We start from the raw sequence: 13,891 nt of genomic DNA, 5'->3' as shown, positions 1-13,891 counted from the left end.
AAACATGAAAAAGATATTATATATAACAGGGTTTTTGGTACTGGGGATATTTGCTTCCTGCTCAGATTTTCTGGAAAATGATCCGCGTGGAGTGTTGTCAGAAAAAGATATTGTGACACCGGAAACAGTAGAAGGATTTATGAATGCCGCTTATGCGCAATTAGGTAACGATCACTATGATTCGCCATATAGTTTGTGGCCTTTTGGAAATGTGCGTTCTGATGATGCTTACAAAGGCGGAAGCGGAACTAACGATATTCAGGATTTTCACTTTTTTGAAGTTTCGAATAATATCAGATCGGATTTTGGCGAATTAGATTCTTTTTGGTACATCAGTTATGTGGGCGTTTCAAGAGCTAATAAAGCTTTGAAAGCCTTAGAACAAATTTCAGAAGCAGATTATCCGCTAAAGAAAACACGTATGGCTGAGATGCGTTTTTTAAGAGGACATTTTTATTTTATGCTAAAAATTATGTTCAGAAATGTCCCTTATATCACAGAGGATATTCCGGTAGAAGAGTATAAAACGATCTCCAATAAAGCACTTTCAAACGAAGACCTTTGGAACAAAATTGCAGAAGATTTTCAGGCTGCAGCCGACGGTTTGCCGGAAACTCAACCACAAGTTGGACGTGCGACTCAAAAAGCTGCTTACGCTTATTTGGCAAAAACTCGATTATATCAGGCTTATACGCAAGATGAAACGTTTGCAGTTACAGGAATCAATCAGAAACATTTACAGGAAGTAATTACAGCAACTGATAAAGTAATTGGAAAAGCAACTTTAGAACCTGATTTTGCCAATAATTTTTTACCGGGAAATTATGAAAATGGCCCTGAATCTATTTTCTCAATTCAATTTTCAGATAATGATGGAACTTTATACGGAAGATTAAACTTTTCAGATGTGCTCTCAACTCCTCAGGGATTAGGATGCTGTGATTTTCATAAACCAAGTCAAAACTTAGTGAATGCTTTTAAAACAGGTGCTAATGGTTTACCTGAATTTGATACCTATAACAATCAGGATTTTGATTATAAAAATATAGACGCCAATACAGTTGATCCAAGATTGTATCACACCGTTGCTATGCCGGGACTACCTTATAAATATGACCCTGAACTTTTATACGTTGAGGCTTGGGTTAGATCTCCTGGAACTTACGGATATTTTGCTTCATTAAAAGAAAATGTAGCACCTACTTGTAGTTGTGTGGTTAATATTGATCCATTTTATGGAAATTCAAAAAACAGAATTCAAATTCGCTACGCAGATGTGATTTTGATCCGCGCTGAGGCTTTAATTGAATTGGGAAGAGAATTGGAAGCTTTACCATTAATTAATCAGATTAGGGAACGCGCAGCTCAAAGTACAGGACGACTTCCGTACGTTCACAATTTTAAAATCAATACTTATGTGGATGGAGTTAATTGCAATTGGACACAGGATTTCGCCCGTAAAGCTTTGCGTTGGGAGCGTCGTTTAGAATTGGCTATGGAAGGAAATCGTTTCTTTGATCTTGTTCGTTGGGGTGTTACAGATCAGGTAATGAATGACTTTTATGCAGGCGAAAAAACAAAACGCACTTATTATCAAGATGCCTTTTTTGATGCGCATAAAGAAGAATATTGTCCAATTCCACTCAAACAAATTAATTTCAGCCAGGGATTATACAAACAAAATCCAGGTTATTAATCTATTTTAAGAACATCAATATGAGAAAATTTATATATAAATATTGGGCGAAAGTGTCTGTAGTATTGGTAATTATTTTTACGATTACTGCCTGTGAAAACAGTTTTGAGAATGGCGGTTTTGATGTGAATTCACCGTCTAATGTTACTTCTTTTAAAATAAATGGAGTAGCAGGTCAAATTGATCAGAAAACAGGGAAAATTAATATCACGATGCCTTATGGATCTGACATCACAGCGGTAAAACCTGAAATGATACTTGAACAAGGTGCAGCATCAAATTTAGATGTAACAGTATTGGCTAATTTTACAAATGCTGTAAAGTTTAGAGTTACAAATGGCAATTTGTACAAAGACTACACCGTTACGACAGTAGTTTTAAGTCCAATTAAGAGCTTTACCATTAATGGAGTTGTAGCAACCGTAAACGATGGTAATAAAACTATTACCATGACCTTACCGGAAGGCACTAATTTAACCGCCTTAAAACCAGTTATCGAAGTAACAGATGGTGTTTCTATTTCGCCTGCTTCCGGAGCGACAATTGATTTTACAAACGCAGTAACTTTTGTAATAACATCTAATGGAAAAAGCGTGAATTATACCGCTAATGTTGGAGTTCCGGTAACAGGTTTAGTTGTTGCTTTTTTAGGAACTGCCGCAACAAGAGCCGAAATTACAAATCTGGATGAAATTACTGCCGCCGATTGGTTCTTCTCCACTTTTACTGGAGCAAAATACATTTCGTTTGACAGTATTCAAAATGGAGTGGATTTAAGTACTGTTGATGTAATTTGGTGGCATTTTGATTCAGCAGCTAATTTACCCGCAATTGCCTATAAACCTGCTGTTACTGCTGCTTTAAAGAATTTTAGAGCTAACGGAGGAAATTTACTTTTGACATCTTTTGCTTCACAATATGTAGATGCTTTAGGAATTGTTCCTTCAGGAAAAGGACCGAATAATGTTTTTGGAGATTTTCCACCTAATGGATTTGTTGATGGAAACTCTTGGGGAATGTCTTTTGTAGGACGCGAGAATCACCCAATTTTTGAAGGATTGACAACGTATGAAACCGGAAAAGCAAATTTATTACAAAGCGGAACTTTCAGACTAAATCATACCGCATGGTGGTTTGTACCGGAATGGGGTGGTTATGTTAACGGAGAAGGCTGGAGAAACCAAACTGGCGGAACCAACTTAGCGAGTGAAGCCTGGGATAATAATCTTGACGGAAGGGTTACCATTGCGGAATTCCCAAATACAGGAACTAATAAAAATGTAATCGTGATTTCGATGGGAGCTTATGATTGGTATAACGAAACCAACAGCAGCGGTGTTCCAAGTCAAGCAAATGAGTTCATTGGTAATATCAAGCTTTTAACGCAAAATAGTATCAACTATTTGGCTAAAAATTAATCTATCTTGAAATCAACAAAAATGAAATATAGAAATATAATAACCATAGCCTCTGTTTTCTTTTCGCTTGTTTCCTGCAGTCAGGACGATAAGTATATTGGAGGTTCTATCTCAGGAGGAAATTCTGAGATAACAAGCATTTTCCCCGTTCCGCCCTCACAATGGATGGGGGCAAGTGATCCGTATTACAGTGCGGGTTATACAGGAGATATTATGCCTTTTTTCGACAATGGAAAATTCCATATTTATTTCCTTCATGACGCGCAGAATAAACCTGCTGGAAAAGGTTTTCATGATATCCATGAATATTTAAGTACCGATTTGGCTCATTTTGCCTATGAAGGGCAAATGATTCCATATGGAAAAACTACTGATCCTGATTTTGCCATTGGCACAGGATCAGTAGTAAGAGAGGGCTCTTTGTATTACTTTTATTATACAGGACATAATGAAACTCCGGCTTTTGTACAATCAAATGCCAGAGAAAGTGTTTTGTGTGCAACAAGTTCTGATTTGAAAAATTGGACTAAACTGCCGGCTTTTAAAATTACAGCGCCGGCAGGATATTATAATTACGATTTCAGGGATCCGCATGTTTTTTATAATGATGAGCTAAAAAAGTACTCGATGTTGGTTAGTACACAGACGGAGCCAGGTAGAAAAGCGGTTTTACTGCATTTTACAACTGCTGATCCGGCATCAGGAAAATGGGATGTTCAGGTGCCAATTTATACCACAACACCGCAGGATAATTATTTGATGATGGAATGTGCCGATATTTTTAAAATAGGGAATTATTGGTATTTGATGTTTTCTGAAAACTGGAGTGCTAATAAAGGAACACATTACAGAATGGCAGCTTCTATCAACGGACCATGGATCAAACCTGAAAATGATAGGATTGACGGAGAGTATTTTTATGCCGGTAAGACCGCTTCTGACGGAAATAAAAGATATGTTTTTGGATGGAATGCCAGAAAAACACCCGAAAATGATTTAGGAAATAAAGATTGGGCTGGGAATATGGTGATTCACGAACTAATTCAAAATAGCGATGGAACATTAGGAACTCAGGCACCACAATCTGTTAAAGATTTATTTTCGAAAAAAAGCGGTAATGTCGAAGTTGATGCAATGACAACAAATGTAACAGCAAATAATGGAACTTATACTTTATCAGGCACAACAGAAAAAGCAATGGCAACTTTTAAAGCTTTAGGTAAAAAAGCCAAAATAAAAGCAGAAGTTACATTCTCAAATGATGCAGGAACTACAGGATTTGTTTTCCATACCAATGATGCCGGAAGTTATTATAAGATTGTTTTTGATATGGCAAAAGGTAAAGTTGTAGGCTATAACTCTGCAGGACAGGAAGTAACCGAAATGCCATTTCAATTTCAGACGAGTACCAAATATAATATTGAAATAATTACAGAAGGAAGCGTTTTAGTACTTTACATTAACGGAAAAATAGCTTTAACGAATCGTATTTACGGAAGAGATCAAAATAAATGGGGATTAATTGCTGAAGGACAAAACAGTACCTTTTCTAATCTTCAGATTACAAGACCAGAATAACATTAATATAAAATAATTTTAGAATGAATAACGGAAAAAACCTTAAGGCGGTGGCCTACGGAGAAGTGCTTTGGGATGTTTTTGCCAATGAAAAAAAGATTGGCGGCGCACCGCTCAATGTAGCACTGCGCATGAAGACACTAGGCTGCGAAGTAGCCATGATTAGCTGTGTAGGGAATGATGAAGATGGAAAAGCAATTATAAATCAGGTAAAAAGTTTAGGTCTTGAAACAGCTGCGATTATTGAATCGGAGGAATTTCCAACTGGTTTGGTAAACGTAACCGTAAACGAACGTGGCTCGGCAAGTTATGAAATCAGTTATCCATCGGCTTGGGATAAGATTGTATTAAATGATTTTGCAAAGAAAACAGCATTGGACGCCGATGTTCTGATTTATGGAAGTCTGGTTTGCAGAGATGATGTTTCAAGGAAATCTTTGGAAGAATTACTGCAAACAAAAGCCTATAAGGTTTTTGATGTTAATTTAAGAAAACCGCACTATTCTTATGAAATGCTGGAGCAATTAATGCACTCTTCTGATTTTATTAAGTTCAATGATGAAGAATTATTAGAGATTACTGCAGAGATGAAGTCACCGTTTGCCAGTTTAGAAGACAATATGCATTTTATTGCAGAAAGAACCAAAGTAACCGCAATGTGTGTTACCAGAGGAAAACATGGAGCTTTGTTAATGTGGAATGGTCAAATCTTTGAAAATCCAGGTTATCCTGTTGAAGTTGCCGATACAGTAGGCGCAGGAGATTCATTTTTAGCAGCTTTAATAAGTTCATTACTTACGGGAAAAGAACCGCAAAAAGCAATCGATTTTGCTTGTGCAGTGGGGGCATTAGTAGCCGAAGCTCCGGGAGCAAACCCAGAGATTTTGCATTCTAAAATTGAAAATTTAATATCAGGAATTAAAATTTAATTTCTATTGTTTCAATAGTTGACACTTACTTTTGATTAATTTGAAAAGTTTGTTTTTTGAAGGTGAGCCCAGTATCTTTTTGATATTGGGCTTTTTTGTTTAGGCAGAAGAACTACAGGTACAAAACCGGGCAAATTTGCTATTGTTCCTCCGGGATGGAAAGGTGCCATTCCCAAAGGCGTTACTAAAGTAATAATCACTACAACACCAAAAGTTTGGCTTTGGGGAAGGGATACCTGTTCCAGAAGGAGGTTTTTATATGATTTTAAGATTTTACCAGCCTACGCATGAAGTTTTAAGCGGAAAATATAAAATACCACAGGTTATTAAACAGTAATAAAATCAAGGAAATCAAGCTTAATGACAGCGGAAGTTTTCATTAATGATAAGATGATAAACCATTTTCTAAATAAAATATCAATATTTGCCTTTGAACAGCAATTGAAAACAATCTAGAAGAATCTAAAGTTAATTTCCGTTGCATTCCAGTGTTCGAATCCTGTCAGGCTATCTATGCTAAATTTTAAATTTCTCTTTCAATACGTGTTTTTTGTTGTTTATTCCTGGTTTAATGTCGTATAAAAAAATGTAAACGAAAACAAGTTAACTTTGCTGATTAGTAAGTTTGTATAAAAAAAGGCGCCAATTGTCTTCAATTGGCGCCTTTTGGCTGTGGTGATCTCTACGGGACAAATTTCTATACATTTTATGGAGGATTCAAAGGGATTGGCTTACTACACGTAGAACCTGTCTTTCAATAACACTAGAAATTTGGTTTGAATGTCTTGTTGAGGATTGATGGAAATTTGTATCTATTTTATATATTGATTTCAGTTTCAAATTAGAACAATGAAATAGTAAAACATTATTAATCTTGAATTTAGCAAAGTTAAATATAGATTGAGCTTCCTGAATTTAATTAAGCGGTTCTTTATTATCAATTTCGATACTTGGAGGCATTAGTTTGTACATTACAGGGGTTACAATTCTAGACAGAATGGTCGAACTTATCAGTCCGCCGATAAGAACAATGGCTAGCGGTGCAATTAAAGGATTCGAATTCAAAGCTAGAGGAATAAGACCGCAGATTGCGGTTATCGAAGTCAGCACTACCGGTAGAAAGCGTGTTTCTCCGGCAATTGCAATTGCCTCATCTATGGAGTGTCCTTCTTGTCGGAGCTGATTGGTAAAATCTACCAGTAAGAGTGAATTTTTAACCTGAATACCCGACAGACCGATAAAACCAATAATAGCCACTAACGACATAGGACTTCCGTTAATAAGTAATAATACAACCCCTCCTAAAATTCCCAACGGAATAATGGAAAGTACAATGATGATTCCTTTGAATGTTTTGAACTGCAATAGCAGTACACCAATGAAAAGGAATGTGCTTAAAATAATTACCGAAAGGAAATTCCCTCCCAGAGCATCTCCTTCAGACTCTTTTTCGCCTGATAATTTATAGTAATATCCTTTTGGCATTTTAAGTTTATCGAGTTTGGGGATGATCTCTGTTAATAAATCATTAGCATAATAACCTTTGTCTGATAATGCTGTAACCTTTGCAAAACGGGATTTATTGAAATGATTAATCGTTGTTGGCGAAGTTTCAAAAGAGATTTCTGCAATTTGGTTCAATGCAATTGGCGTTCCCTGAATATTATTTACATAAAGATTTTTTAAAGCGTCCAGATTAGAAAATTTATCTCTTGGCAGCGTAAGTGTAACATTTCTGGCATCACCTCTGTCATCGATGTAATCGCCAACCGTTAATCCGGCTACAGCAAGACGTACAACTTTATCTGCCTCACTTGTCATCACACCTAGTGTTCTTGCTTTTTCTTTATTAATTTTTACTTTTACATCTGTTTTGTAAGTGTTTAGTTCATTGTTGATATAAACTGTTCCTTTCTGATTTCGTAAAATAGTTTCAACTTGAGAAGAAAGCTTACGCAAAACGGCCGGATCTTCTCCAAAGAGCCTTACTACAATATTAGCTTCCAGAGGAGTTCCCTGCTCAAAATCTTTAACTTCGATTTTTGCATAAGGCATTGTTTTGAATTTTTCTCGGAGCTTTTCAATCAAAGCTGTTTTTTCGGTAGGTTTTGCCTCATCTTCCAACTGCACAAAAATCTGTGCAAAATCAGGTTTTCTGTCCTGCGGGTGCACATTGTAATAAATCTGTGGGTTTCCCTTGCCGACATTCGCCGTATAAAATACAATTTCTTTATGGTTCTTTAATTCAGCTTCGACCATTTTTGTAACCCTGTCGCTTTCGGTCAAATTGGCTTGAAGCGGCATTTTTATATTAATAAGAAACATTGGTTTCTCTGAAGTTGGGAACAGCTTAAATCCCGTAGCCTTAAAAAGTCCAAATGCGGTTATGCTCAATGCTATGGATATAGCAATTGTTGTTTTTGGAAATTGTAATGCTTTAGGCATAACCCTGCTGTAAGAACGTGTCAGGAACTTTTGCAGGTATTGAAGAAAAACATTCCCTTCACCATTTTCATGCGTTTTTAAAAATCGGCTTCCCAGAAACGGAACCAATGTCATAGCCACAATCATTGACGCCAGGACACTCGTAATAATTGCCATAGGAAGACTTCTTATAAACTCACCTGAAACATCAGGAAGAAAAGCCAGCGGTAAAAAAGCAATAACAAGAGTAGCGGTACAGCCAACAACTGCAAGACCAATTTGTTTGGTGCCTTTTAGAACAGCATCCATTTTAGAATGACCTTCACGAAGCCAGCGCTCGATGTTTTCGACGACCACAATACTATCATCCACCAGAAGTCCTAAAGCGACCACCAAACCTACAATGCTCAACTGATTTAAGGAATAGCCGAATGCATTCATGACAATAAGTCCCAAAGCCAGTGAGAGCGGTATGGATATCATTACAATTAAGGAAGCTCTTGATCCTAATGGTAAAAGCGTAATGATCACCAGAACAATCGCAAGGGTAAAATCAAAGCCTAAATGCCCCAGACGCTGCGATACCATGTTGGCCTGATCAAAGTTTTTAACCAGCTTTATATTTTGAGGCAGATCTTTAGAGAATTCTTCTACGATTGGTAAAAATTGTTTTTGAACGTCAGTTATATTTACGTTGTCTTTCATACCTATGGTAACCAGAACACAACGATGGCCATTTATACGGGTAATATGATCTACTGTTTCAGATTTGTAACCTACTTCGGCAACATCCTTCATATAGATTATTTTGCCATTTGCATTGTATATAACCGTATTAGCCACATCATCGGCATTTTTAAATTTACCACTTGTCTTTACGTTAAACACCTTACTGTCAAGATTGATGCTTCCTCCGGGAATATCTGCAGCTTCACTCTGAAGACTTCCCATGACCACATTCAAGGGGATTTTTAACTGCGCGAGTTTATCCAGCTGCAGATCAATTCTTATTTCCTGTTCGGGTATTCCGGCATATTTTACGTCTTTAAGATTGGTGATTTTTTCAAGTCTTGTCTTCAACTCATCTGCTGCATCACGTAGTTTTTTATCTGATGCATTTTCTGAAATTAAGGCCACCTGAAGAATTTTTACATCCGAAGAAGCAATTTTCTCTGTTTTGATGAGGTAAATATCCTTAGGAAGTTCGCTGTTTTGCAACGCATTCATTTCCGTAGAAATTTCCTGATACTTATTATCGACATCAACCCCATATTTAAATTTTACCTGAAAGGCAGCTACGCCGTCTTCAACAGTGGTAAGGATTTTATCAATATTCTCAAGTCCGTAAATTTTATTTTCAATAGGTTTTACTACCTGTTCTTCCATATCCTTTGGACTGGTTCCGGGATAAATAACCGTAATGAGATATTGAGGAGGATGAGTAGAAGGATCTTCTGATCGCGGCATTGAAAACAAGGTTAAATACCCTACAACAGACACGAGAAGAAATATAATCAGTGTGAACTGATAGTTTTTAACGGCAAAGTTTGTAATCTTCATGGTGCCTATTATTTAATGATCTTAATCTTTGATTCTTCGTTAAGATAGGCGCTGTTTGAGATCACTATCTGATCTGTTTTCTCAAGGCCGTCTTTGATGTACACGATTTTGTTTTCAAATTTGTAAATCGTCACAGGCTGTCTTCTTACTTTATTATTTTCAACTAAAAAAACAAAAGCCTTATTACCGTCTGCTTCAATAAGTGCATCGTAAGGGATCGTGATTAAATCCTGAGCAGTATCGGCACGTATTTCGGCTTTGCCAAACATACCCACTGCAGGTTTACTGCTTTTCATGTCCAGTTTTAATTCTATCTGAAAGGACCCCAAGGCTGCATCTGCAGACTGGGACTTTCTAAAAACCACGGCATCAAAGTTTTTGTCAGGATAGCCATCCAATGTAACAGATGCTTTTTGGCCAATTTTAACCGATGCCCATTCCTTATCTGTCAGTCCAACTTTTAACAGGTAATTATTGTTATGGGATGTTTCATTTATGGCTAAAACAGGAGAACCGGGACCTGTAACTTCGCCCTCGCTTGCTATTTTTTGAGATACAAAACCATCTGCCGCTGCATATATCTTGGCATAACGGGCATTAAAAGCAATGGCATCTTTTTGCTTTTTGGCAATGTCAAGACCTGTTTTTGTATTTTGAAGCTGTTCTAAAGTATATACGCTGTCTTGGTAGAGATTTTTGGCTCGAGTATAATCCCTCTCGTATTTTTTTACATTTAAATCAGTCTGGTTCAAACCCGCACTGATTTCGGTTTCATCCAATGCGGCTAAAAGCTGTCCTTTTTTAAAAAAATGACCTTCTTCTACATAAATGTGCCTTACGATACCACCAATTTTAAAGCTGTAATTGGCGGTGTTTTCTGTTGTAATCAAACCAGAAGCATTGATATTACTCGTAAGCGCTAAAGATCCGGCTGCTGCTGTTTTAATGGATACAACATCTGCAGTTTCAAATTGGTTATGCTCTTTTTTTTCTTCTTTACAGGCATAAAAGACAGGAAAAGCAAAAAGACATATTACTATTGATTTTTTACTCACAAGCGTAAAATATTTTTTTTTGTGTTCGTGCCCCTCGTCTGATAGGCGAACGGATGAATTAATCTTCGATTTCATAAGTATTGTTTTTGGATTATTTTAAAGTAAAAGTGGCATTGGCTCTTTCTAATTCTGCATAGGCAATCCAGGAATTATAAAGAGATATATTCGTATTAAGCTGTGCATTTACCCATTGATTCTGCGCGTCCAGAAGTTCAATGTATATGGCTTGTCCTTCTTTATATAATTTGGTTATGTCCTCATTATATTTTTTGGCCGCTGCTTTTTGATTTTTATCGGCATTGAATTGTTCCAAAGCAGCTATTAAATTATTTCGGGTAACCTGAAATTGAAGCAGCAGCTGCTGTTTTACATTATCAGTCTGTGAGTTTATTTTATTACTTTCTTCCTGAACCTGTTTAAGTCTGTATTTGTTTTTGTTGCCTGAGAAAATAGTCCATTCTAAAGCGGCACCGGCAAAATAGTATCGGGATTGTTTCTTTACTTCGAAGTCAAAGTCCTGAAATCCGAAATCTGCAAAACCACTCAATTTTGGATACCAATACGATTGGGTGAGCTTACTTACATTTTCATTTATATCTTTTGCCATAGTAAGCTTTGAAAGTTCTTCTCTGCCTGAGGTATTTTCCTGTACAAGTGCACTGGGCAGGCTTTCTTTATCCGAATCAACTTCAATTTCGCTGTCAAGCTTTTGATTAATTAGAAAATTAAAATATGTTTTCGCATTATTGCTGACTTGTTTTGCTGTTTCCAGATTAGCCTCGATACGAATTACTTCATTATCACTTCTAAGAACTGCCGTACGGTTTATCTTGTCATTTTTAAATAAAGACTGGTTAACCCTTTGATTTTCTTTCACCAATGCTAAAGCATCCTGATAAATATTAATTCCTTCAATTGACTGAAGGTATTTATAGTATGCCGTTTTTATTTCTTTAACCAGCTCCCTTTGATAGATTTCAAGCTCTATTTTTTGTAAAGAAGTCTGCTGGCTTTTTATTCTCTTGTTATAGATAATTTCATAGTTCAGCAACGGCATTGTCGTGTGAATTTTAGCATCATAGAAATTATCGGGATTAATCAAAACCGACTGGTTCTGTAGAGAAGGAAAAGCATTCGAATTGGTTATTTGATTGAGCGTGCTGTATACAGGATTCAGCATATCCCCAATCGGAATATCAATTGTTCTTCCGCCATCGGCCTTAGTATAATTGGCATTCAGGGAAACAGTAGGGTAGAACAGGGAACGGGCTTCCTGCAGGGCATACATACTTTTATTAATATCGAAGTTGTGCTGTTTGATTAGCTCATTGCTTTTTAATCCAATCTGGATATAATTATCGAGTTTGCTTTGGGAATATCCTATAAATCCAAAACAAAAAATGGCTAATGTAATTGCTTTTTTCATTTTATTGTACATTGTTTTTAAATTGAACGTTGTTCATTTTTTTGATCAAAAAAAAGTTTAAAGTTTCTTTATTATTTTTAAATATTCATTGTATCCCTCAGAAAGGATGGTATTCGGGTTAGAAAATTTTACGCCTTTTGTTCTCTGGCGTATTTCTAGACAGCACATTCCGTGTACTAAACTCCAAATCATAAAAGATAATGCTTCTAATGAATGTCCTTCAAAATGCCCTTCGTTCATACATTCTTCCACGGTTTTCTTTAGGGCACCAAAAGTGTCAGCTCCTTCATTCCATGCTTCTTTCTCAGTACTTTCAATAAATTCCATCGGCGCTTTTACGATGAACATTAAATCATACATTTCAGAATTTTCCATGGCAAATTTCAAATAGGTAAATCCCATTTTTCGAAGACGTTCCATTGGGTCTTTAATGGCGAACAATTCGGTAAAATATCCGCCTAGCTCTTGAAAACCAATAGAATGGAGGTCGTGAAGAATAGCATTCTTATCTTTAAAGTAAACATACACAGTTCCAACGCTGTAGTCAATTTCATCAGCGATGTTTCGAATCGTAGTCTGTTCAATGCCTCTCTCCAAAAAGAGTTTTTTAGCTCCTTTTAGGATCAGCATTTTTAAGGCTTCTTTTTCACGTGCTTTTCTTTCTGCTGTACTCATGCGGCAAAGGTATGTATATTTTTTGAACAGTGTTCATTTTTTTATAATAATTTATAAATTAGCTTATTTTTTGATCATTTTTGCTTCACGTTTTCTTCTAAAGAATTTAATTATTTGCTTTTAAAAAGATTAAGAATTAAGATTTTAGTGTTTTAAACAAGTTTGAATTTCTTAACTTTGTAAAATGAAAGACAAGGTAATAAGAGAAATTTCCAAGTTTAATAACGAACTGAAACTGCAGGGCTTTAAAGCATTTCAGATAGAGGATGATGGTGCCGAAACCAGATCTTACAGTAGAAAGGAGTTTTATAAAATCTGCCTGACAACTGGTAAAAGCAAGATTCATTATTCTGATAAGACCTATGATCAGGAGGGGACTATTCTCTTTTTTGGAAATCCACATATTCCATATTCATGGGAAACCATTTCTACGACTTATGTTGGTTATACAATCTTATTTTCGGAAGAGTTTTTTAAAAACTCCGAGCGTTCTGAAAGTCTGCAGCAATCTTCTTTTTTTAAAATTGGAGGAACACCGGTTTTGAAAATCACAGAAGAGCAAAGAGGTTTTCTTAATACTATTTTTCATAAAATGATTTCGGAACAAAAAAGTGATTATGTTTTTAAAGATGAGCTGATTCGCAATTATATCAGTCTCATTATACACGAATCTCTAAAGATAGAACCTTCTGAAAATTTCGAACATAATAAGAATGCATCTTCCAGATTGTCATCTGTATTTTTGGAATTACTCGAAAGACAATTTCCAATTGAAACAACTTCCAATCCACTTCAATTAAGAACGGCACAACATTATGCACAACATTTGAATGTGCATGTCAATTATCTGAATCGAGCCGTAAAAGAAGTTACAGGAAAATCGACAACAACTCATATTGCCGAGCGGATTATAACAGAAGCCAAAGCGCTATTGCTCCATACTGATTGGAGTGTTTCTGAAATTGGTTATGCGCTTGGGTTTGAATATCCAACTTACTTTAATAATTTCTTCAAAAAGAATACCGGCACCAATCCTTCTGCATTTCGTCAATCGGAAGTTTGAATTTCTTAATCTTTGGTTTGATAATCGTTACTGCCTTGCTTAAAGGCAGTCTTACCTTTGTATCTGG

10 protein-coding genes are annotated in these 13,891 nt (G+C 36.2%); 6 read left to right on the top strand and 4 right to left on the bottom strand.

The features are described 5' to 3' along the window. Positions 1-4 precede the first annotated feature (4 nt). The 5 genes from LPB88_RS09360 (at position 5) to LPB88_RS23850 (ending at position 5,912) form a co-directional block, all read left to right on the top strand. Positions 5-1,696 carry a RagB/SusD family nutrient uptake outer membrane protein gene (locus LPB88_RS09360; protein WP_230714855.1) on the top strand — a complete coding sequence of 564 codons (1,692 nt, stop codon included), beginning with the start codon at positions 5-7 and terminating at the stop codon, positions 1,694-1,696. A 20-nt stretch (positions 1,697-1,716) separates the two neighbouring features. Beyond that, complete coding sequence (locus tag LPB88_RS09355) at positions 1,717-3,114, top strand: DUF4960 domain-containing protein (protein ID WP_230714853.1); 1,398 nt, start codon at positions 1,717-1,719, stop codon at positions 3,112-3,114. Positions 3,115-3,135: 21 nt separating this feature from the next. After that, positions 3,136-4,692 (top strand): glycoside hydrolase family 32 protein, encoded by a 1,557-nt coding sequence (locus LPB88_RS09350; protein ID WP_230714851.1) that lies wholly within the window; start codon positions 3,136-3,138, stop codon positions 4,690-4,692. A 23-nt stretch (positions 4,693-4,715) separates the two neighbouring features. Beyond that, positions 4,716-5,621 (top strand): carbohydrate kinase family protein, encoded by a 906-nt coding sequence (locus LPB88_RS09345; protein WP_230714849.1) that lies wholly within the window; start codon positions 4,716-4,718, stop codon positions 5,619-5,621. Between the two features lie 84 nt (positions 5,622-5,705). Continuing rightward, positions 5,706-5,912 (top strand): DUF1254 domain-containing protein, encoded by a 207-nt coding sequence (locus LPB88_RS23850; RefSeq protein ID WP_370635826.1) that lies wholly within the window; start codon positions 5,706-5,708, stop codon positions 5,910-5,912. Between the two features lie 624 nt (positions 5,913-6,536). On the opposite strand, the gene LPB88_RS09340 is transcribed toward LPB88_RS23850, so the two are convergent. From LPB88_RS09340 to LPB88_RS09325, 4 genes are read right to left on the bottom strand one after another with little or no spacing between them, the layout of a single operon-like run. After that, positions 6,537-9,605 (bottom strand): efflux RND transporter permease subunit, encoded by a 3,069-nt coding sequence (locus tag LPB88_RS09340; protein WP_230714848.1) that lies wholly within the window; start codon positions 9,603-9,605, stop codon positions 6,537-6,539. Between the two features lie 8 nt (positions 9,606-9,613). After that, positions 9,614-10,735 carry an efflux RND transporter periplasmic adaptor subunit gene (locus tag LPB88_RS09335; protein ID WP_230714847.1) on the bottom strand — a complete coding sequence of 374 codons (1,122 nt, stop codon included), beginning with the start codon at positions 10,733-10,735 and terminating at the stop codon, positions 9,614-9,616. Between the two features lie 16 nt (positions 10,736-10,751). Next, complete coding sequence (locus LPB88_RS09330) at positions 10,752-12,086, bottom strand: TolC family protein (protein WP_230714846.1); 1,335 nt, start codon at positions 12,084-12,086, stop codon at positions 10,752-10,754. Between the two features lie 57 nt (positions 12,087-12,143). Further along, positions 12,144-12,761, bottom strand: coding sequence for a TetR/AcrR family transcriptional regulator (locus tag LPB88_RS09325; protein WP_230714845.1), 618 nt, complete (start codon positions 12,759-12,761; stop codon positions 12,144-12,146). A 184-nt stretch (positions 12,762-12,945) separates the two neighbouring features. Here LPB88_RS09325 and LPB88_RS09320 point away from each other — a divergent pair, with 184 nt between their 5' ends. Beyond that, positions 12,946-13,824, top strand: coding sequence for an AraC family transcriptional regulator (locus LPB88_RS09320; RefSeq protein ID WP_230714844.1), 879 nt, complete (start codon positions 12,946-12,948; stop codon positions 13,822-13,824). The last annotated feature ends 67 nt before the right edge of the window (positions 13,825-13,891 follow it).

Origin of the sequence: Flavobacterium sp. JAS, from assembly GCF_020991455.1 — a bacterium.
GTDB lineage: Bacteria > Bacteroidota > Bacteroidia > Flavobacteriales > Flavobacteriaceae > Flavobacterium.
This window is presented reverse-complemented; position numbering and strand designations above follow the sequence as displayed.

Coding starts and splice junctions, on each gene's coding strand:
- LPB88_RS09360 (WP_230714855.1), top strand. CDS start 5: ATGAAAAAGATATTATATATAACAGGGTTTTTGGTACTGGGGATATTT.
- LPB88_RS09355 (WP_230714853.1), top strand. CDS start 1,717: ATGAGAAAATTTATATATAAATATTGGGCGAAAGTGTCTGTAGTATTG.
- LPB88_RS09350 (WP_230714851.1), top strand. CDS start 3,136: ATGAAATATAGAAATATAATAACCATAGCCTCTGTTTTCTTTTCGCTT.
- LPB88_RS09345 (WP_230714849.1), top strand. CDS start 4,716: ATGAATAACGGAAAAAACCTTAAGGCGGTGGCCTACGGAGAAGTGCTT.
- LPB88_RS09340 (WP_230714848.1), bottom strand. CDS start 9,605: ATGAAGATTACAAACTTTGCCGTTAAAAACTATCAGTTCACACTGATT.
- LPB88_RS09335 (WP_230714847.1), bottom strand. CDS start 10,735: ATGAAATCGAAGATTAATTCATCCGTTCGCCTATCAGACGAGGGGCAC.
- LPB88_RS09330 (WP_230714846.1), bottom strand. CDS start 12,086: ATGAAAAAAGCAATTACATTAGCCATTTTTTGTTTTGGATTTATAGGA.
- LPB88_RS09325 (WP_230714845.1), bottom strand. CDS start 12,761: ATGAGTACAGCAGAAAGAAAAGCACGTGAAAAAGAAGCCTTAAAAATG.
- LPB88_RS09320 (WP_230714844.1), top strand. CDS start 12,946: ATGAAAGACAAGGTAATAAGAGAAATTTCCAAGTTTAATAACGAACTG.